Annotated in this window: 19 protein-coding genes and 2 tRNA genes; 1 reads left to right on the top strand and 20 read right to left on the bottom strand. The window is 62.3% G+C overall.

Features of this window, described 5'->3' with window-relative positions:
- Positions 1-510 precede the first annotated feature (510 nt).
- The 8 genes from metE to BLV41_RS03320 form a co-directional block, all read right to left on the bottom strand.
- Entirely contained in the window at positions 511-2,826 is a 2,316-nt protein-coding gene (gene metE / locus BLV41_RS03355; RefSeq protein ID WP_074710478.1) for a 5-methyltetrahydropteroyltriglutamate--homocysteine S-methyltransferase, read from the bottom strand.
- Positions 2,827-2,884: 58 nt separating this feature from the next.
- Positions 2,885-3,862 carry a methylenetetrahydrofolate reductase gene (locus tag BLV41_RS03350; protein WP_074710476.1) on the bottom strand — a complete coding sequence of 326 codons (978 nt, stop codon included), beginning with the start codon at positions 3,860-3,862 and terminating at the stop codon, positions 2,885-2,887.
- Positions 3,863-4,237: 375 nt separating this feature from the next.
- On the bottom strand, positions 4,238-4,993 hold the full coding sequence (locus BLV41_RS03345; RefSeq protein ID WP_074710474.1) for a hypothetical protein: 756 nt from the start codon (positions 4,991-4,993) through the stop codon (positions 4,238-4,240).
- Positions 4,990-5,994 (bottom strand): vWA domain-containing protein, encoded by a 1,005-nt coding sequence (locus tag BLV41_RS03340; protein ID WP_074710472.1) that lies wholly within the window; start codon positions 5,992-5,994, stop codon positions 4,990-4,992. Before BLV41_RS03340 ends, BLV41_RS03345 begins: the two co-directional genes overlap by 4 nt.
- Entirely contained in the window at positions 5,991-6,977 is a 987-nt protein-coding gene (locus tag BLV41_RS03335; RefSeq protein ID WP_074710470.1) for a VWA domain-containing protein, read from the bottom strand. Before BLV41_RS03335 ends, BLV41_RS03340 begins: the two co-directional genes overlap by 4 nt.
- Positions 6,968-7,438 carry a hypothetical protein gene (locus BLV41_RS03330; RefSeq protein ID WP_074710469.1) on the bottom strand — a complete coding sequence of 157 codons (471 nt, stop codon included), beginning with the start codon at positions 7,436-7,438 and terminating at the stop codon, positions 6,968-6,970. The genes BLV41_RS03335 and BLV41_RS03330 overlap by 10 nt, the downstream gene beginning before the upstream one ends.
- Positions 7,428-8,309 carry a DUF58 domain-containing protein gene (locus BLV41_RS03325; protein ID WP_074710467.1) on the bottom strand — a complete coding sequence of 294 codons (882 nt, stop codon included), beginning with the start codon at positions 8,307-8,309 and terminating at the stop codon, positions 7,428-7,430. Before BLV41_RS03325 ends, BLV41_RS03330 begins: the two co-directional genes overlap by 11 nt.
- A gap of 6 nt (positions 8,310-8,315) precedes the next feature.
- Entirely contained in the window at positions 8,316-9,338 is a 1,023-nt protein-coding gene (locus BLV41_RS03320; protein ID WP_074710465.1) for an AAA family ATPase, read from the bottom strand.
- A gap of 137 nt (positions 9,339-9,475) precedes the next feature.
- Here BLV41_RS03320 and BLV41_RS03315 point away from each other — a divergent pair, with 137 nt between their 5' ends.
- Positions 9,476-9,673, top strand: a complete 198-nt coding sequence (locus tag BLV41_RS03315) for a hypothetical protein (RefSeq protein ID WP_044573674.1) — start codon at positions 9,476-9,478, stop codon at positions 9,671-9,673.
- A 35-nt stretch (positions 9,674-9,708) separates the two neighbouring features.
- Here BLV41_RS03315 and BLV41_RS03310 read toward each other — a convergent pair whose 3' ends face one another.
- The 12 genes from BLV41_RS03310 to BLV41_RS03255 form a co-directional block, all read right to left on the bottom strand.
- Positions 9,709-10,914 carry an ROK family protein gene (locus tag BLV41_RS03310; RefSeq protein WP_074713081.1) on the bottom strand — a complete coding sequence of 402 codons (1,206 nt, stop codon included), beginning with the start codon at positions 10,912-10,914 and terminating at the stop codon, positions 9,709-9,711.
- 169 nt (positions 10,915-11,083) lie between these two features.
- Positions 11,084-12,256, bottom strand: a complete 1,173-nt coding sequence (locus BLV41_RS03305; protein WP_342028164.1) for a class I SAM-dependent methyltransferase — start codon at positions 12,254-12,256, stop codon at positions 11,084-11,086.
- Between the two features lie 94 nt (positions 12,257-12,350).
- Positions 12,351-12,752, bottom strand: a complete 402-nt coding sequence (locus BLV41_RS03300) for a YchJ family protein (RefSeq protein WP_074710461.1) — start codon at positions 12,750-12,752, stop codon at positions 12,351-12,353.
- Positions 12,749-13,510 carry a FadR/GntR family transcriptional regulator gene (locus BLV41_RS03295; protein WP_074710460.1) on the bottom strand — a complete coding sequence of 254 codons (762 nt, stop codon included), beginning with the start codon at positions 13,508-13,510 and terminating at the stop codon, positions 12,749-12,751. Before BLV41_RS03295 ends, BLV41_RS03300 begins: the two co-directional genes overlap by 4 nt.
- An 83-nt stretch (positions 13,511-13,593) precedes the next feature.
- Positions 13,594-13,669: transfer RNA gene (locus BLV41_RS03290), tRNA-Ala, on the bottom strand.
- Between the two features lie 60 nt (positions 13,670-13,729).
- Positions 13,730-13,805: transfer RNA gene (locus BLV41_RS03285), tRNA-Ala, on the bottom strand.
- 126 nt (positions 13,806-13,931) lie between these two features.
- A complete protein-coding gene (locus tag BLV41_RS03280; RefSeq protein ID WP_074710458.1) occupies positions 13,932-14,699 on the bottom strand; it encodes a histidine phosphatase family protein in 768 nt (255 codons plus the stop codon).
- Positions 14,700-14,737: 38 nt separating this feature from the next.
- The gene (gene rsfS, locus BLV41_RS03275; protein ID WP_044573663.1) at positions 14,738-15,151 is read right to left on the bottom strand and encodes a ribosome silencing factor; all 414 of its coding nucleotides are present in this window, start codon (positions 15,149-15,151) and stop codon (positions 14,738-14,740) included.
- 26 nt (positions 15,152-15,177) lie between these two features.
- Positions 15,178-16,779, bottom strand: a complete 1,602-nt coding sequence (locus BLV41_RS03270; protein ID WP_074710457.1) for a hypothetical protein — start codon at positions 16,777-16,779, stop codon at positions 15,178-15,180.
- Positions 16,779-17,486 (bottom strand): nicotinate-nucleotide adenylyltransferase, encoded by a 708-nt coding sequence (nadD, locus tag BLV41_RS03265; protein WP_074710456.1) that lies wholly within the window; start codon positions 17,484-17,486, stop codon positions 16,779-16,781. Before nadD ends, BLV41_RS03270 begins: the two co-directional genes overlap by 1 nt.
- A complete protein-coding gene (locus tag BLV41_RS03260) occupies positions 17,455-17,703 on the bottom strand; it encodes a hypothetical protein (RefSeq protein ID WP_420836164.1) in 249 nt (82 codons plus the stop codon). Before BLV41_RS03260 ends, nadD begins: the two co-directional genes overlap by 32 nt.
- 269 nt (positions 17,704-17,972) lie before the next feature.
- Positions 17,973-19,253 (bottom strand): glutamate-5-semialdehyde dehydrogenase, encoded by a 1,281-nt coding sequence (locus tag BLV41_RS03255; RefSeq protein ID WP_074710454.1) that lies wholly within the window; start codon positions 19,251-19,253, stop codon positions 17,973-17,975.
- Positions 19,254-19,286 lie beyond the last annotated feature (33 nt).

Genomic DNA, 19,286 nt, shown 5'->3' with positions numbered 1-19,286 from the left:
AAATTCGAACACATATTCGAATTTGATTGGTGCGGACTCCACAGTGAACAGTCATACGGGGCTCCGTGGTCAATGGCAGGCTGCGCACACCAAGGTCGTCCAGGCCTAAGTGGGGAGCGAATCGTCCAACGTGCAGCCGGGACGGAATCCACGTTGGCGGTTGCGTCAAACATGCGGACGTTCATCAGGACCGAGAGGGCATCCACCCATCCCGCACCGAAGCAGCAGGCATTGCGAATGGAAGAGCAGCACCAAGCGCCGCTTCGTTCCCGTAAAAGGCGGGAGAGGATTCATTCAAAGCCGCACTAACAGCCTTGACGAATGCCCGATGGCCCAAGGTGGTGCATACGCGTTCTGCGGTTGCATGACGCTCATTCTTCCAGCCTTAAACGCAGAAGGCGTTCCCTGCCTCCCCCAGGGGGAAACAAGGAACGCCAACTGGCGATCAACGCTGGGCCCACAGCTGCGAGGGACCCTAGCCGAGGTACGAGGTTAGGGAGCAGCCGGGGACTAGACCAGCTGTGCGCGAACTTCCTTTGTCGCGTTGACCAGGTTGCGCAGGGACTCTTCGGTCTCGGCGTAGCCGCGGGTCTTCAGGCCACAGTCCGGGTTGACCCAGAGCTGGCGGGCCGGAACGTGCTTGACGGCGGTGCCCAGCAGTTCGGAGACTTCAGCCTGGCCGGGGACGCGGGGGCTGTGAATGTCATACACGCCTGGGCCTACGCCGCGGCCAAAGCCGTGCGCTTCCAGGTCGTTCACAACGTCCATGCGGGACCGGGCAGCCTCGATGGAGGTTACGTCGGCATCCAGTCCGTCAATGGCGTCGATGATGACACCAAATTCGGAGTAGCACAGGTGGGTGTGGATCTGGGTGCCATCGGCTGCACCAGCGGTGGAGAGGCGGAAGGAGTTCACTGACCAGTCCAGGTACGCAGCCTGGTCAGCCTTGCGCAGCGGCAGCAGCTCGCGCAGTGCGGGCTCGTCCACCTGGATGATCTTGATGCCGGCGGCTTCCAGGTCGGCGATCTCGTCGCGCAGGGCCAGGCCCACCTGGTTGGCGGTGTCGCCCAAGGGCTGGTCGTCACGCACAAAGCTCCAGGCCAGGATGGTGACGGGGCCCGTGAGCATGCCCTTCATGGGCTTGGCCGTCAGTGACTGTGCGTATTCGGCCCACTCAACGGTGATGGCCTTCTCGCGGGTCACATCGCCCCAGAGGATGGACGGGCGGGTGCAGCGGCTGCCGTAGGACTGGACCCAGCCGTGGACAGTGACGTCGAAGCCTTCGAGGTTCTCGGCAAAGTACTGGACCATGTCGTTGCGCTCGGGCTCGCCGTGCACCAGCACGTCAAAGTCGAGTTCTTCCTGCAGGTCCACAACGCGCTTGATCTCTTCCTTCATCAGCGTGGTGTAGTCATCGGCCGTGATGGCGCCCTTGTTGGCGCGGGCACGGGCTGAGCGGATCTCGCTGGTCTGGGGGAAGGAGCCGATGGTGGTGGTGGGCAGCGGCGGCAGGTTCAGTGCCTCTTCCTGGGCTGCTTCACGGACCGAGTATTCGGATCGGTTGAAGTCAGCCGGGGTCAGGGCGGCCAGGCGGTCGCGAACCTCGGGGCGCTTGACGCCGGGGGCAACTGCGCGTGAGGCGATGATGGCGGAGGCTTCTGCAATGGCTGCAGCTGACGACGCCGGGTCCACCAGGTGGGCGGCCAGCGTCACCACTTCGGTGGCCTTCTGGTCGGCAAACGCCAACCAGCTGCGCAGCCCTGCGGAGAGCTGGGTTTCCTCGGTGACGTCGTGGGGAACGTGCTGGGTGGAGGTGGAGGTGGAGACGGTGACGTTCAGGCCGGCAGCCTTGAGGGCGGCGAGCCTGGCTGCGGACTCGGCCAGGTCATTGCGCCAGATGTTGTGGCCGTCAACTACACCGGCAACAACAGTCTTGCCGGCCAGTAGCGCCAGCTCATCGGCGGAGGGAACGGCACCCTTGAAGGCGTCGATGTGCAGGGCCTCGATGGGGGCTGCGGCCAGGGTGGGCAGCAGTTCTGCGAGGGCGCCAAACGGGGTGGAGACCAGGATGGAGGGTCGGCCTGCAGCAGCACCAAGAACCTCGTAGGAGCGTGCCACAGCGGCCTGAATCTCCGCCAAGGGGACGTCCTGGTCGGCAACCAGGGCCGGCTCGTCCAGCTGGATCCAGCTAGCTCCTGCGGCGCCCAAGCGGCTGAGCAGCTCGACGTAGACCGGCAACACGTCATCCAGGCGTGAGAGCGGGTTGAAGCCGGCGGGAGCTTCATCGGAGGCCTTGCTCAGCAGCAAGAACGTGACCGGACCAACCAGGTAGGGGCGGGTTTCAAAACCCTTGGCCAGTGCGTATTCGAACTGCTCAACTACGCGGGTGGAGGTCAGGGAGAAGGTGGTCTCCGGTCCGATTTCCGGCACCAGGTAGTGGTAGTTCGTGTCGAACCACTTGGTCATTTCCAGCGGCTGCTGCTCTACCGTGCCGCGGGCCAAAGTGAAGTAGGCGTTGATGTCCAGCTGGCCTTCGGCGTTGCGCAGATCGCCGAAGCGGGCCGGCACGGCACCGATGTGGGTTGCGGCGTCGAGCACCTGGTCGTAGTAGGAGAAGGTGCCGGGGATGGCGGCAGCTTCATTCAGGCCCAGCTCGGTCAGGCGGCGTGCCGTGCCCAACTGGATTTCCTTGGCGGCGGCGTCCAGCTCAACGGCGTCGATCTTGCCGGCCCAGAAGGCTTCGATGGCCTTCTTCAATTCGCGGCGACGGCCAATGCGGGGGTAGCCCAGCAGGGAGGCGGCGGGGAATGCAACGGTGTTTGTCATGGAAATTCCTTAACTGTGAAGTGCAAAAATGATGGAAGTTTTTGGGAAAGCTACTTGCTTAGGCTCGGACTAACCGTGCCGAATCTGTTGGTGCTGCGCGGGGCGCCACGGGTGGGCGGCCCGGTCGAAGCAGCTGGAGTTTATCCAGGACCTCCAGGGCCGCAGCATGTTCGTTGAAGGTGTAGAGGTGAATGCCGGGCGCTCCGGCGTCCAGTGCGGCCCGGGCAAGGTCCACCGTGGCCGCCACACCTATGCGGCGGCTTTCGGCGGCGTCGTCGGCTCGGCCCAGCGCATCCAGCAGGGAGGTCGACGGCGCAACACCTGTGATGTCGCCCAGACGCTTGACTCGCCGCAGCGAGGTGAGTGGCATGACCCCCGGGATGATCGGGATGATCACTCCGGCGCGCCGGGCCCGAACCACCAGGTCCTTGTATTGGTCGGCATGGAAGAAGACCTGGGTGATGGCAAAGTCAGCTCCGGCGTTTTGCTTAGCCAGCAGGACCTCAACATCGTGTTCCACGGAGGGCGATTCAGGATGCTGGGCCGGGTAGGCGGCTACACCAATGGCTACCTTGCCTGCGCAGAGCAGAGCCGAACGGCGCTGTTCCACTCGGCGAATCAGTTCGATCAGGTCCGCAGCGTAGTTGAGGGATCCGGGCCGCGGCTGGGACGGAGCATCCTTGGGAAGATCGCCGCGAAGGGCGAGGATTCCCCGGACACCGTGGTCCAACAGCTCGGAAATAATCTCGGCCAATTCATCGGCCGTATTGCCTACGCACGTCAGGTGGGCCAGCGGGAGCAGCGAAGTTTCAGTCAGGAGCCGGTTCAACAGCTCTACCGCCGTGTCACGATTACTCCCGTTGGCACCATAAGTGACAGACACGTAGTCGGGGTTGGTGGATTCCAACTCCCTGATCGTGTTCCACAGGGCAGCCTCGGCGGCCTGGTTCTTGGGTGGGAACAATTCATAGGAGAGGGCGGTCGGCGCGCTATGTGTCAGCGGCGCCGATGCCCGGTTAAGGCTCGGAGGAGACATTTGCTTAGGTCCTTGAGGATGGGGTTGGCCCGTGCCGCCTCTCGTGTCTAGAACACGATCAGGGACCTGACCAATTTTTTTCGTAAAAGGGGGCGGGCGCATGGCCAAACGCTGCACCAGGTGCAACGAGGTCACGAAAGCGTTCCGCCAGCAAATGTCAGGCCCACATGGGGGCACCCACACCCTCGAATGGTCCAAGGGTCGCTGACACACGTTGAAGAAGTAACGTGCCGCCTACATTACGCACTTCGCCCCCGCAACACAAAGTCGGCACCGAATTATGGCGCTACGTAACGCAATGTTTCGAAACATCCATTCGATTTGAGGTGCCGAATATACCCTCAAGCCGAATATTGCGCGCGTTTCGCGCGGTACCTACCAGGGTTTAGCAAACTGTTCCGGCTCTGAATCGGCGTAGTCTTCCTTCAGCTTCTCACTCTTGCTGCGTTCCTTTTGGGCTTGTTGGCCGCTCTTCTGAAGTTGCTCGAGCTGGCTCGCCGGTGGTTCCTCGGCGGGGCTGGAGCTGCCGCTGTCCGCGGGTTCCTGGTCGTCGTCGGCTTTGCCGCCCTCTTGTTTCTGCGTCAGCCGCTCCTTGGCGTCGTTCAGGGCCTGCCCTTCGCCATCTTGGTTGTTCTCGCTGTTGGGCGTGAAGCAATCGCGCGGAGCCTGGGCAATGATCGCCTCACCCTGGTCAAAGAGGTCTGCGGCCGACGCCGGGTCTCCGGCTTTTTCTTTAGCCTCGCCCAGCTTCTCCAGGCTGAGGATGAGGTTGACGCGAACTTTGCAGGACTCCCCCTGCGGCACGAGGTCCAGCGCACGCGCAAATTCTGTCCGGGCAGCATCAAAATCGCCGCGCAGAACGTGGCCGTCTCCCAGTGCGAAATGGGCTTTGTAACGCTCAACCAGGTTCAGCACACCCATTGCCTGCCCCGCCCGCACCGTGCCATCAGCCTGGCCAGCCGCATAGGCCGTGGTTGCCTGACCTGCAGAAATTGGCAGAGTCAACAGCTTCACGGCCACCACCAAGGCAACGAGCATTACGGGTGCCGACGTCAGCGCAAGCCTCCGCCGCCGTCGCAACCTGCGGTCTTGTGGTTCGAGTGTGGGGGCCTCTGCGGCCTTGACGCTCATGGTTTCCCTCTCATTGCGGGGCGCTGCAGCGCACGCCACGAGCGCGTGAGATCGCCAACTTCCCAGAGCAGGATGCCGAACGCTGCCAGTGCCAGCAACCAGTAGATCTCCCAGCGGCCGGCGCCGTTGTCCATTCCAGCAGGGGATTCGGCCGTGGATGCCGCGGTGGGTGCGGCCTTGCTCAGGGCAGAGCCGAGACCCTCAGTGGACGTCCGGTGAACGTAGGGCACCTTGAGCGCGCCGGCAATGGTCTGCAGGGCCGGCTCATCGATCACGGAAAGGGCCGGCTTGAAGTCATTGGCCTTGTCAGGAATATAAGCTCCAGGCTTGTCGGAGCCGAAGGTGTAGTCACGCATCTTTCCCCCGTCCGTGGTCCCGTAACCGAGCACGGCGCCTCCGTCGGTGAGCTTGGCGGTGGCGGTAAACGGTTCGGGGCTGGCGGCCGCAGTTTGCTCACCGTCTCCGAGGTAGTACACCAGCCGCGGCCGTTCCGGGTGGGAGGTCCGGGCTGCTGCCAGACGCTGGGCCAGGAGTTTGTTGGCAACGCTAATGCTGCTGCCCTGGGACACGAGGGCTGAGCTGGGCGTAAGAATTTCGGTGAGGGTCGCCAATGCTGTGGCATCGCTGGTGAGCGGCAGTACCACTTTGGCTTTGCTGTCGAAGCTGATGAGGGAGAACCGGGCGCCGGCAAACTCATTGGCCAGGGCCAAGATGTCGGCCTTCATGCCCTCAAGGCGTGGCGCTGCACCGTTGAAGTCCTCGGCCGCGGAGCTGGGGGTCATGTCAACAACAAAGAAAACGTTGAGGTCTGTGCTGGCCACTGGCGCGGGCGCACCTGCAAAGCCAGGCCGGGCACCAGCCAAAACCACAAGAAGAACCACCAGCGCGTATCGCCATCGCGCGGCACTGCGTCCCTTGACCAACAGATAAGCGGCGGCGGCGATCAGCAGCAGGCTCAGGGTCCAAAAGAGCCAGGGCGTCAGGATCGGGAGGAAGGTCATCGGCGCAACCTCCAGAGCGCTACCCCGAGCACCAGCAGTGAGGCCAGGGCCAGTCCCAAGGGCCAGGCGGGATGGTCAAGCACCGTTTTTTGTGGTGCACCTTTCAGGGTGGCCGCTTCGGTGGCCTGGACCTTGTCCACAATGGAAGCCACCGTGGATTCTGATTCCAGTGGGTAGTAGGCACCACCTGTTGTGGTGGCTGCTTTTTTCAGGTTCTCGGCCGCAGCACCAAAAAGGGTGCTTTGGCCAAAGTCATTGGGGTTGAGCGCGTAGACGCGAATCTTGGCCTTGGCGGTCAAGTCCGAGGCCTGGGCCAGCGTGAAGATGGGCTTGCCCGCCAACATGTTGTCGGTGGCCAAGATGATGGACCGGGAGCGTTGTTCGTCCTGACCCGTTGCCGGAAACCCTTGGACGCAGCTGGCAAGCCCATCACCGATAAGCGAGGAGCCCGGCCTCTCATAGGTGCCTGCGAAGTATTCAAAGCTGTCCGCGTCCAGCCCCAGGGCCTTTTGCGCCGTCTTGAGTTCCTCGGCGACAAACTCATAGTCATCCGTCAAGGGAAAGACCGTCACGGCGCTGGAATCAAAAATAGTCAGGCCAATCCGTTCGCCCTTGAAGTTTCCCACCAGCTTGGAGAAGACCGTGACGATGGCCTCGTCCGTGTCCAGCATGGAGCCGGAAACATCCAAACACAGCATGATGTCCCGGTTGAGCCGTTCCGGAATGCTGGTCCTTTCGGTCACGGGACGTGCCGCGGCGGTCATCAATGACAAGGCCAGAACCACAACGGCGGCGAGCGCGGCCAGCAGCCAGCTCCGGCGTTGTCGCACGGCCTTTTGATAGGCGGGCAGCGCCGTCAGGCGGTCCGCATGGGCTACAGGAATCAGCCGTGCACCGTCTGCTCGCCGACGCCAGAAGAACACGACGACGACGGCGAGCCCCACCGCGCCCAGCGGCAGCAACCACCAGTAGGTCAACGCCACGAGCTCACCACACTTCCGGCAGCCTGGGCCGACGCGGCAACGCTCGGCTGTTCGGAATAGGCTGCGAACTCCCCCGGGTAAAACTGTTCCACGGCGTCGGCGACCAGGGGCAGCTGATGATCACGCAATTGCTTCAATGTCATTCGCTGGGCTTTCACCCCTGTCATTTCGTGAACGAAGGTGCGCACGGCCAAGCTCAATTCAAGGTGGGCAGCCCGACCGGTCAGTGCCCCGGTGCTGTGCCGTTGTTCAATGGAGCTGATCAACATCAGATACTTCCTCCGCACCGTCTCGGCGTTCCGTGGGGCGATAAAGCCAGGCACGTCGGCGCTGGGCTGAGCCCTGGTGGAGATCCAGATCCACGCACACCAACCAAGGCAGAGCACCAGGATTGCTGCTCCTGCCAGCGGCCACCATGCCGAGTAGCCCACGGGGGCATAAAACGTTCCGTCAGTGGGCACGGCGGTGCCTCTCCAACAGTGCAAAGATCTGGGTCATGACCTCGCCGGTGGCACCGATGCTGGTTGTGGCGATGCCACAGTTCTTCAAGAGGTTTTCCACACCCCTGGCCCGGTCAGCTTCGGCCTCGGCATAGCCGCGCGCCAACTCCGTTTCGGAATCAAGCAGGAGCAGAAGCGGCTCCAGGCCAGCCACGTCAAGGCCGTTGCCCGCCACTGCTTCGGGGCCTGCAAGGATGGCGTCGGCGATCTGGACCCACAGGATTTCATGCTGCGCGCTGAGCCGGCGCATCACCTTGGCCAAAGGTTCATCGGCAACGAGTTCATCGGCGATCACCACCAGGAGCATGCGCTGACGGTAGTGTGCCGCAACGTACTCCAGCCGGTCAATGAGCCTGCTCGGGCCCGAGGCCAGGGAGGCGGCATCGAGGCAGCGCAGGATGCTTTCCAGGTGGGTTTCGGTGCCCTTGGCAGGCAAGGCCACCGTGCTTTCTCCAGCACCGTGGACAAGGGCCACCGAGTCTCCGTGACGGATGGTGAGTGAACCAAGCACCCCCACGGCCATGACGGCAATGTCCTTCTTGAGTTCACCGCCCCGTGCGGTGGCTGCCAAATTACGGCCAGTGTCGGCAACTATCAAGAGTTGCTGGCGGCGGGTGGCAACATAGCGCTTGATAAGTGGCGTGCCGGTCCGTGCCGTGGCTTTCCAATCGATGTCCCTGACCTCGTCGCCGGGGACATAGTTACGCAGGTCGTCGAAGTCCAGACTGCGGCCGCGAAAAACCGATGCGTATTCGCCGTCGAGCATTCCTCGGGCCCGGCGGTGGGTAAAGATGTACATCTTGGACTTGACGGCCATCAGCAAGCTGCCCATGGGCGCCTACGGAGTCTGGACGGAATCAACGATCGCGGCAATGATCGTTTCCACCCGGATGTTCTCCGCCACGGCCTCAAAACCCAAAATGATGCGGTGCCGCAGAACCCGCTCCGCGAGGTCCTTGATGTCCTCCGGGATCACGTGGTCACGTCCCCGCAACAGCGCCAGGGCTCGCGCGGACTGCGTAAACGCGATGCTGGCCCTGGGGCTGGCACCAAACTCAATGAGTTTGGCCAGGTTTGGATCAATATAGTTTCCGGCATGCCGGGTTACGTAGACCAGCCCAACGATGTAGGTCACCAGGGAGGGGTCGAGGTAAACCTTTTTGGCCGTTTCCTGCAGTATTCGCACCTGGTCCAGCGTGGCCACCGGCTGCGGGGTGGATTCGACGCGGAACACACCGGCGTCGATGCGCCGGATGACTTCGACTTCCTCCACCGGACTGGGATAGTCCAGCACGTCCTTGAGCATGAACCGGTCCATCTGCGCCTCGGGCAGCTGGTACGTTCCTTCCTGCTCGATCGGGTTCTGGGTGGCCATCACCATGAAGGGCTGCGGCAAGCGGTAAACCTGACCGCCAATGGTGGTTTGGCGTTCCTGCATGGCTTCCAACATGGCCGATTGGGTCTTGGCACTGGAACGGTTGATCTCATCCAGCAGGACGATGTTGGCGTGGACCGGGCCAAGTTGCGTGACGAAACCGCCCTTGGCGGCATCATAAATTTGGGTTCCCACAATGTCGCTGGGCAACAAGTCCGGTGTGCACTGGATGCGGTGGAAAAGTGCGCTGATGGAATCGGCCAGGGTTTGCGCGGCCGTTGTCTTTGCCAGTCCGGGCACCGATTCAAGGAGCACATGCCCGCCCGTCATGAGCGAGATGAGCAAGGTTTCACGCAGCCGCCCCTGGCCGACCACCTTGCTTTCAAAGCTGTGCGCAATGTTGGCCACCACTTGCTGCGCACTGGCCAGCTCCTGGGGATCAATGTGCGCGGAATCAATGTGCGGGCTAACGCTGGTGGGCAACACGATCGGGGCCTTTCACTGGGCATGGCTAAGACTTGAATCCTACAGACCAGCCCACACGATGGACGGGCTCGGCGCAATGGGGACAACTTCCCATTAATACCTGTTGAGTGCCCCCGGAGAGGACTACAGTATGGTTCATGACCCAGTTGCCAGCCGCGTATACAGAATATCTTCAGGGCAAAAGCGAAGCGTTCGTAGATACCATCATGCCCGTCATGCTGCAATCAGTCGCCGAGAAAACCCACGGCGTCCACGTGGTTGTTAGCGCACATGTGGTCCAAGCCCACACGGATGAAACCATACCCTTTGGTGAGATCCGCGAGGCCGTGGACTAAGTCGTTTTGGTGCCGTTTTCCCAACCCGAGGGATTCTAGTTCTTGGAATCCAGGAGCAGGCGGGTCGCGCTGGGGCTGAAGGTCTTCTCCATGACCAAGCATGCGGCACCAAAAGCTTCCTCGCCCGAGGACACGATCGTCCCCATGACATCCACTGAATGCACGCTCGTGGTGACGCTGAGGTGTTCCAACAGCGGCGGGATGGCTTTCAGGTGGGTTGCTGCCAGAGCCGGCCAGAATGGTCCGCCAAAGACAACACGCTCGACGTCCAAGAGGTTCGTCAGCACCGAAGCGGCGCCGGCAAGCCTGATCGCCGACTGCGCCAGGATTTCGACCGCGGACGCGTTGCCTTCGGCGGCGGCCTGGGCCAATGCGGCCATGTCATTAGGCAATGAAGAGTCCTCCGGCGGCCCCACGGCCGGCAGGATCCCGGCAGCGCGGGCCTGCGCCACCAGAGTTTCAGGCATGCAGGTCACCTTGATGCATCCGCGGCGGCCACAATCGCAGTCAGGGCCATCTGGATCAGCGATGATGTGGCCGATTTCTCCAACATTGCCTGAGGATCCGCGGACCACTTCGTCATTGAGCACCAGCCCTGCACCAATACCGGTGCCGATGTAAACAAACACGAAATTCCTGGCGCTGTTGGCCGATCCGGCCCAGACTTCGGCCACGGCCGAGGCCGTGACGTCTTTATCAACCACCACGGGCAGGCCCGTGGCTTCGTGCAGGATGTCTCGCAACGGGACGCGGGTCCACCCCGGCATGTGCGGCGGGTCAACCACTGTGCCGCTGGCGGCGTCGACCGGTCCCGGCGTAGCGACTCCGACTCCGGCGATTCTCTGTTCGTCGACGCCGGATTCGACGATGATTTTGCGGACGGTTGCGCCCATCGCGGCGACAACCTCAGCGGGGTCTCCGGCGAGGTCCGTGGCCTCATCGACGGATACCAGCACAGTGCCCACAGCGTCCAGCAGGGCATAGCTGGTCAGGGCCGGATCAATATGGATCCCCACGGCATACATGCCACGCGGGTTCAGGCGCAAGATGGTTCGTGGCTTACCCGGGCCGGAGGCTTCCTTGCCTGCTTCGACAATGAGTCCAGAGTCAAGGAGTCTGCGGCAAATGTTGGAAACGGTCTGCGCCGCGAGGCCGGCCGAGGCCGCCAGCTCAACGCGACTCAGGCCCTCTTCGGCGCGCCGGATGGAGTCCAAGATGACCGCTTGGTTGTAATCACCCATCTTGGGCAGATTCGTGCCTCGACGGCGCTGCGGCAACCCAACCTCGGGAACACCCAAAATTTACTCCTCGACAGATGACTTACAAGCGGTGGCGGAATCCTCAGGAATCCAACTGCAAGATTACCCGAGCCAGACTCTTGTGTGTGGACGCCACGGCACACATGGATTGCTACACAATTGGACGTCGTGAAACAGTCACGGTGAACTTGCTGTTGCGTCCGGCCACTTCTGTGGGGCCCACGAGCTTTTCCAACGAACCGCGGTACTGCAGGTGACGGTTGTAGACGCACCAAAGTTCCCCGCCCGGTGCCAGGACACGGGCCGCCTCGGCAAAAAGTTTCAGGGCGATCCCCGCGTGAACCGTGGCCCCCACGTGGAAGGGCGGGTTGAGCACAATCAGCCCGGCGGATTCATCCGCAAAACCAGCCAGTGCGTCGTCCCGAATGGCTTCGATCCGAGCGGTTAAGCCGTTGGCCTCGGCCGTGGCACGGGTCGACGCCACGGCGGCCGCGGATTGGTCGGTTGCCGTGATTCGCATCCCGGGCCGGGCCATCGCCAGCGCGGCAGCGATGGTGCCATTGCCGCAGCCAAGGTCAATGGCACGATCCTGCGCGGGCATCTGCGGGATGAAATCAAGCAGGAAGCGGGTGCCTTGATCGATCTTGGTGCCACCGAAGGTTGCCCCATGGGCGCAGAGCCAAAGGCCAGGCTCGCCATGGAATTCCTTGCGCGGGAAGCTCGACTTCGGGGCATCCTCCCGCGGTCCGGCCACCGTAAGTGGGCGGGACTTTCGCCACGCCCTGCCGGCCGCCACCTGCAAAAAGTACTGCTCCAGCACGGCGTTCATGGCCACTGTCATGTGCTTGATACGTCCACCGGCAAAAACCTGAACGTTGGCGGCCGCATGGGCGCTAATCAGTTCAGCAACCTCGGCAACCTCCTCGAGGCTGCGCGGAAGCTGCCAAAGCACCACAGTTGCCTGGGCGAAGAGGGCCGCGTCAAGCGGCAGGGAAACGTAGGCCCCAGCCAAGCCCAGCGCATTGGCGTTGTTGCTCAAGGCGAGCTCGCCCGAAAGTCCGTCCTGATGGACCCGCAGCCCCGTAAGAGAGTGGCGTGTGCCAGCGGCGAGTGTCAGCGCACCGTACCGCTCCCCCACGATGACCACGTTTCCCGGACCAGCCTCGGCGAGGGCAGCTGCTGCCTCGTTCAAGATCAGTTCATCCGTGGGGTCGTGGGCAAAGAGGTTTGGTGCCTCAATGTCAGGAAACCGGCGCAATTGCGCAAAATCGAAGGCCATGACACCGCGGTTCCCTGGGCTGCCGCTGCTGATATTTTGCTCCACCGGGCAACTCTACCGCCGTCGTTTTGTTGCGAGGGGCATGCCGCCACCCTTGGTGCCAGAAATCACAGGCCCGGCAGGCGGCCCAACTCGGAGCTTAGTGAATCTCCAACGCGTCGACGTAGAGCCACTGCTTGCCCTGGCGGATAAAGCTGCTGGTTTCGGTGAGCGAGTCGCGGAGTTTTCGATTCGCGGCCGAGCGGTAGCTGGCGCGGAAGCCAACCACGCCGTCGTCGTCAAAGTAGCCGCCGCGACTTGTGCTGAGAATCTCCAACAAATACCACTGCTGGTCAGGGTCCAGCTCAAGTTCTGCGGGACGCGTGTCGGGGTGCCAGGTGCGCAGGAGGTAGCTGGTGTCTCCCACCGCGAATGCCGTATACCGAGAGCGCATCAAGGCCTCGGCGGTGGGCGGATATGCTACGGTCCCATCACTGTTTCCGCCGAGGTATTTGGCGCAGCAACCCTGAAAATCTTCGCCGCTGTTGCAAGGGCATCTCATGTTGCGGGTTCTTCCTGGGTGGTTGGTGGCGGCGTGGCGGATACGGTTTGGGCATGGAACCACTCGATGTGGTCTTTAAGGGCCCTTGCAGCACTGCTGCCATCGTTGGCGAGGACGGCCTCGATGATCGCCTCGTGTTGTTCGCGCAGAGAAGGCACCATGGCAGCCCAGGTCTCATCGCTGTCTATGGCGGCACTGACATAGCCCTGAATGGCTGAGCGGAGGGACTCCATCATGGCCGTAACCACCGCATTGCCCGCCAGCGAGCTCAACTGCACGTGGAAGGCGGCGTCCAGGACATGGAATTCTTCGCGGCCCAGGCCAGGGGCGTTCATGGCTTCCAGGGCGCCCCTGAGGCTGGATTCCTGCTCCACGGTGCGCGGATGCACGGCGGCCTCGAGCGCCGCCCAGGTTTCCAACATGACACGGGTCTGCACAATGTCGGCCACGGGAAAGTGATTGGTGGCCATGTGCAGGCGCAGGGCCGAGGCGAGGCCGGCGCTGGGGTTGGCGATTACCACGGTTCCCGATTGCGGTCCGGAGCCAACGCCGGTACGTACAACACCCATGGAGTCCAGGACTCGGATGGCATCACGCACGGAGGCCCGGGAAATTCCGTGTTTGAGCGCCAGGGCCCGCTCTCCGGGCAGCTGATCGCCCACCTTGAGCCTGCCCTCGCGAAGCTCGACTTCGATGCTGGTCAGCACGGCTTCGTAGCTGCGGGCTGCTGGAATGGATTCAGGCTCTGGCGTGGACACTGGAACATTCTCCCACCTTTTGGCGAAACGGGATCAAGCCACAAAAAAGTCCGGCCCCTCAAAGGGGACCGGACTCTTTGTTTTGGTGGAGCTGAGGGGACTCGAACCCCTGACCCCCTGCATGCCATGCAGGTGCGCTACCAGCTGCGCCACAGCCCCAAAACGTAAATCCTATTCAGTTGTAAACCACCACAGATCTTTTCATTTCCTTGGTGTGTTTGGTGGAGCTGAGGGGACTCGAACCCCTGACCCCCTGCATGCCATGCAGGTGCGCTACCAGCTGCGCCACAGCCCCAAACAATGCACTTCTTTTTACTTCCTTTTTGTTTCTTCTTTCCCTGACCTTTCGGTCTTGGCTGAAGCAACCCGTCTATCCTAGAACACCTTTTGCCCAGCTGACAAATCGAGGGTCTCCAGGGCGTTAGTCCTCCACCGGTTCGCCCAATTCTTCGGGTATTTCAAAGGGTTCCGGAAGCGTGCCAACGTTGTGTTCAAGCAACCGCCATGCGGCAGGAACTGCCCTGACCGTCGCTGAATTCTCGTGTTGGGGTTCCTCGGCCTGTGATTCTTCAACAACTGACCAATGGCAGTTGGACAACCCTGACAAAGTACGCCACAGATCCTCGGGCAAGCCCAGCAGTTTGGCCAGGGCCACGCGCGTTGCCCCGCCGTGGGTTGCCACCACCAGGGTGCCGCCCACCGGGAGCCCTTGGAGGTTCTCAAGGATGGCGTCAACCATTCGCTGGGCAACCTCAACCCGGGTCTCTCCCCCGCCGGCACGGATTCCGGGCTGGTCACGCTGCCAACGGCGGATCTCCTCGGGGTAGGTATCGATAATCTCGTCGAAGGTGAGACCTTCCCATTCGCCACCGAACGTTTCGCGGAGCCGGGCGTCAACGCAGACATCATCGCCGGTCAGGGCCGCAAGGGCTTTTGCCGTCGAATAGGCGCGAGAGAGGTCGGAGGAAACTATTCGCACCGGTGCGTCCGGCGTGGACATAAGCTTGCCCGCCAAAAGCCCGGCCGCCCGGCTAGCCTGCGACTCCCCGACCGCATCAAGGGCAATATCGCTTTGCCCTTGAAAGCGGCGTGCCGCGTTCCACGAGGTACGTCCGTGGCGCCAAAAAATAACCCGCCGGCGAGGACCGGCGGGTTGCAAAACAGAGCGCTCAGGGGCAGTGGAAGCCATGGATTGACCTATCTCTAGTTCCGGAGCCCGTCGCGGGACTAGTTTTCTACGTCTGCTTCAGCAGCTTCGGCAGACTTGGCCGAAGGATCCGACTGAGCCAACTGCAAATCAACTACGGGGCAGTCACCGTAGAGGCGTTCCAGTGCGTAGAACACACGGTCTTCTTCGTGCTGAATGTGGAAGACGATGTCCGCGTAGTCAAGCAGCACCCAACGGCCGCTGGAGCGCCCCTCGCGGCGCACCGGGCGCAGGTCGAACTTGTGGAGCTCATCTTCGATGCCGTCAGCGATTGCGTTGACCTGGCGCTCGGTGGCAGCCGATGCAATGAAGAAGATATCGGTGATGGCCAGGCGTTCGCTGACGTCGATGGCTGTTACATTCTGGGCCAGCTTGTCCGAGGCTGCGCGGGCTGCTGCCCGTGCAAGTTCGATGGACTGTTCTGTTGCTGTCACTGCTGTTTCCTTTGATTGGTGAAAAATTAGCGTGCTAGTGAGGTGATAAACATGATGACGCCAACTACAAGAGCGGCGCCTCCTGCGACGGTCAAGCCCCAGTGGATCAGCGCATTGCGCTGAGTCCGGGCCAATCCAGCTGTCATGGCGTCCAGCGGCTCAAGTCCGTGGGCATAGTCCGCGGGCATGGGTGGCATCTGGGAGCGCTGGACGGGAACCGTCTCAGGCTCCGCGCGCAGTACGCCTTGCTTGCCGGTGGCCATGGCCTCGGCCTGCTTGAGAGTACTGCTCCGTCCGCCGGTCAGTGGGCGGTTACCCGGACCGGGGCGGTGAACCGCTCTGGCCGCAAGCGCTGCGTCAAAACGTTCGGCGCTAACGGCAGGAACTGTTGACGGGGACTTAGCGGTTGAGGCAACAGGGCCTCGATCGTGATTGCTGTCCGGCAACGCCTGAACCGGGGTTGCTGCCGTGGGTGCTGGCGGCAGCTTCGGTGCGGCTGTCCGGTTGGGGGTGGCCCCTGACCGCTTTGAGACTCCTCGAATAGCGGCGGTAGCCACGATCGGGACGTGCGTGGTGGTGGGCTGGCGGAGCACCGGGCGATCCACCCCAGGGACCTCAATGAAGTCCAGTGGTGTGACCATGGCAAGGTTGTTCGTTGCCGTGGGATCGCTGGCCGGGCGCCGGTTCTTTGCACTTTCCTGAGCTAGACGCTCACGCGCTTGGGCACGCTCGGCCAAGACGGCCGCACGCTCAGCCTCGGCACGCTCGGCGGCAAGGATACGCAGTTCCTCGGTGGTGGGAGCCGCCACTGCCGGGGGCGGACCAGCTGAAACAGGATAGTAGCTGCCGCCGGGCACGAGGCCTGGCAGCGGAGGGTACAGAGCCGATGTGGCGGCTGCAGGCTCAGCAGCCTCTGCTGCGGGCCCTGGCAGCTCGGTCGTGGCGATGCCTGGGGCATGAGGTGCCGACGTTACGGGCCCGGACGTTGCAGGCTCAGCACCGGCCGCAGTTTCGGCGGCGTGAGTGACAGGCGTCGAGCCTTGAACCGCTGTGGCGGGTTGGCCGGCAGAAACGCCACGAGCCGCGGCTGTTGCGGCGGCACGGCGGCCACCGCGGGTGCGTGGAGGAGCTGATGCCAGCGGCGCCGGGCTCTGGGGCTTTCCGCTGGTTGAGGCGGCTGGCTCCACCTGCGGTGCAGCTTGGGTTTTAGGTGCGTTCGACGGCGCATCCGGGAGCACTGTTGCCGGGGGCACAACGGAGACCACAGGGTTGACGGCTGTGACGGGCGCGCGTTCGGCGTCGAGCTGAGCCTGGCGGATGGCACGGCGTGACGGCAGCGGGCTGAGACCCGGAGGGTCCACGAGTTCCTTGTAAGCGCGCAGTGCCGCCCTGTCGCGTGCCCGGATCTGTGATTCCCGTTCGGTGCGGTGGGCAGAAGGTTCCGGGCGTGCTGCCGGAACGGCAGGCGCCGCAGAAGATGGTGCTTTCTCGGGCGAAGCCACGGGCACAGCTGTTTCTTCGGGGGCAGGGCTCAATGGCGTCTTCGGCTTTGCCGCGACGCCTGCTACCTGTGTCGATTGCGCCCGCAATTGCCTGCGGCTACGAATCGGCTCCGTTTCCTTGCTCATCACTTACTCATTCGGTTCTCTTTTGTCACCGGCACAATGCCTGCGCTGGCATCCGTTCCGGGCTGAACATACAGGCCGTACTTGGCAATATATTGCACCACGCCATCCGGAACCAGATACCAAACCGGGTTCTGCTCGGCTACGCGCTTTCGACAATCGGTTGAAGAGATCGCCATGGCGGGCACCTCCAACAAACTTACATCGGTACGCCCCCTGTCATCGAGCACATGCCCAGGACGGGTGACCCCAACAAAATGGGCCAAATCCCATAGCTCGTCGCTGTCTTTCCACGACATGATCTGGGACATGGCATCGGCGCCTGTGATGAAGAACAAGTCCGCATCGGGGCGGGCGTTGTGCAAATCCCGCAGTGTATCGATTGTGAACGTGGGACCGGGGCGGTCAATGTCCACCCGGCTCACGGTGAATCGGGGGTTTGCAGCGGTCGCGATGACTGTCATGAGGTAGCGGTGCTCGGCGGCACTGACACGGCTTTTCGCCTTTTGCCAAGGTTCGCCAGTGGGCACAAAAATGACTTCATCGAGTTTGAAAACACTCGCAACCTCACTGGCTGCAACAAGGTGACCATGGTGGATTGGATCGAACGTTCCACCCATGACTCCGACGCGGAGACGGTTCCGGGTACCAACAGGTGAAGGCACCCGGAGTGCAGCCTCAGTGATTGGAGGACACCGAATCGTCGCCATGGAGGTGCTTGTTGGTGTGCTGACGGTGGGGATCGTCAGTTGCCTCAACGGCCGTGTGGCGGTTGCCCAAGTTCATGAAGGAAACCGTCACCAGCATGAGTAACAACAGTGCGCCCAGCATGGTTCCGCCAATGACCAACGGCGGTGCAATCAACGGCGCGAGTTCTTCATGTCCTTCTGCAGCGGCTAGTACGACGCCGGCAAGCTGGGTCAGCATTATTTCTCCCCTAGGGTGCGTGGCCGGGCGGCGGGATCGCCGCATCCGGTCCTGTCATTGCGTGAATTCCCTCTAATGGTACGTGCATTTGGTGCACACTGGCACACCGGCGCGCAGCAAAGTCCATGCCAGCCGGGCCCCCAACTCCGAGGGACCCCAAATACAGACGAGCCAGCGGCTGGAATTGGGGAGGAGTTGACTGGGCCCACACGCCCGAGGGCCCCAGAGAAGAAACGCGCCAGCGGTTCCCCTCCGGGAGGGCGTGGGGATTAGCTCCGGACTTGGCCTTCGCCTTGCACAATCCACTTGGTGGTGGTCAGTTCCGTCAGGCCCATTGGCCCACGGGCATGGAGTTTTTGGGTCGAAATGCCAACTTCAGCGCCCAAGCCCAGCTCGCCACCGTCAGTGAAACGTGTGCTCGCATTCACAATTACGGCCGCCGAATCAATCTCTGCAATAAACCGTTCTGCATTGCTGAGATCGTTCGTCAGGATGGCTTCTGTGTGACCTGTGCTCCAAGTGCGGATGTGCTTGATGGCTTCATCCATGGAGTCCACCATTTTCACGGCAAGGTCCAGGTCCATGTATTCAGTGGCCCAGTCCTCATCCGTCGCCGCTGTGGCTGTGACGCCAGCGGGCAGCACGGCCTGAACACGCTCATCAACGTGGAGGCGAACGCCGGCCTTCGCCAATGCCCGCAACACGGCGGGGAGCACCTTGGCATCCTTGTGCACCAACAGCGTTTCCACTGTGTTGCACACACTGGGGCGCTGGGTTTTGGCGTTCAGCAGGATCTCAACGCTCATCTCTTCCTTGGCGCTGCTGTCAATGAAGATGTGCACATTGCCTTCACCGGTCTCGATGACAGGAACCGCCGAGTTGTTGACAACGGATTGGATGAGGTCGCGCCCGCCGCGGGGAATCAAGACATCAACCGCGCCGCGCGCCTTCATGATGAGGTTGGCACCCTCGCGACCGTATTGGTCTACGGATTGCACGGCATCGGCAGGCAATCCCACCAGTTCGAGGGCGTCGCGCAGGATTCCCAACAGGGCCTTGTTGGTGTGGGCCGCGGCCGTGCCGCCACGCAAGATTACGGCGTTGCCGCTCTTTAGTGCCAAGCCGGCGATATCCACCGTGACGTTGGGGCGGGCCTCATAGATCGCCGCAACCACACCCATGGGAACGTTGATTTGGCGCATGCGCAATCCGTTGGGCAAGGTCTGCCCGCGCACAACATTGCCCACGGGATCGGGCAGGGTTGCGAGGTTTTCCAGCGCTGACGCCAGGCCCTGCATGCGCACCTTGGTGAGCGTCAAGCGATCAAGCATGGATGCGGAAGTTCCATTGTCGCGGCCGACAGCCACGTCCTTGGCGTTCGCGGCGAGAACCGCGTCCTGGTTTTCCAGCAAGGACTTGGCCATGGCGCGCAGGCCCTTGTCCTTCCATGCGCGGTTGGCGCCGGCCATTCGACGTGCGGCCCGGCGGGCGCGGTCGGTAATGGCGCGAACCTCGGCGGCTACATCTTGTTCAACAATCTGCTCGGTCATGCCCCAATTCTAAGGCACAACCGCAGATCCCGC

Source organism: Arthrobacter alpinus, assembly GCF_900105965.1.
GTDB lineage: Bacteria > Actinomycetota > Actinomycetes > Actinomycetales > Micrococcaceae > Specibacter > Specibacter alpinus.
Note: the sequence above shows the minus strand (reverse complement) of the source record. Positions and strands in the feature narration are given on the sequence as shown.

Bases quoted from the DNA above. Each gene is read 5' to 3' on its own strand.
- metE (WP_074710478.1), bottom strand. From the start codon at position 2,826: ATGACAAACACCGTTGCATTCCCCGCCGCCTCCCTGCTGGGCTACCCC.
- BLV41_RS03350 (WP_074710476.1), bottom strand. From the start codon at position 3,862: ATGTCTCCTCCGAGCCTTAACCGGGCATCGGCGCCGCTGACACATAGC.
- BLV41_RS03345 (WP_074710474.1), bottom strand. From the start codon at position 4,993: ATGAGCGTCAAGGCCGCAGAGGCCCCCACACTCGAACCACAAGACCGC.
- BLV41_RS03340 (WP_074710472.1), bottom strand. From the start codon at position 5,994: ATGACCTTCCTCCCGATCCTGACGCCCTGGCTCTTTTGGACCCTGAGC.
- BLV41_RS03325 (WP_074710467.1), bottom strand. From the start codon at position 8,309: ATGGGCAGCTTGCTGATGGCCGTCAAGTCCAAGATGTACATCTTTACC.
- BLV41_RS03315 (WP_044573674.1), top strand. From the start codon at position 9,476: ATGACCCAGTTGCCAGCCGCGTATACAGAATATCTTCAGGGCAAAAGC.
- BLV41_RS03310 (WP_074713081.1), bottom strand. From the start codon at position 10,914: ATGGGTGATTACAACCAAGCGGTCATCTTGGACTCCATCCGGCGCGCC.
- BLV41_RS03300 (WP_074710461.1), bottom strand. From the start codon at position 12,752: ATGAGATGCCCTTGCAACAGCGGCGAAGATTTTCAGGGTTGCTGCGCC.
- BLV41_RS03280 (WP_074710458.1), bottom strand. From the start codon at position 14,699: ATGGCTTCCACTGCCCCTGAGCGCTCTGTTTTGCAACCCGCCGGTCCT.
- BLV41_RS03270 (WP_074710457.1), bottom strand. From the start codon at position 16,779: ATGAGCAAGGAAACGGAGCCGATTCGTAGCCGCAGGCAATTGCGGGCG.
- nadD (WP_074710456.1), bottom strand. From the start codon at position 17,486: ATGGCGACGATTCGGTGTCCTCCAATCACTGAGGCTGCACTCCGGGTG.
- BLV41_RS03260 (WP_420836164.1), bottom strand. From the start codon at position 17,703: ATGCTGACCCAGCTTGCCGGCGTCGTACTAGCCGCTGCAGAAGGACAT.
- BLV41_RS03255 (WP_074710454.1), bottom strand. From the start codon at position 19,253: ATGACCGAGCAGATTGTTGAACAAGATGTAGCCGCCGAGGTTCGCGCC.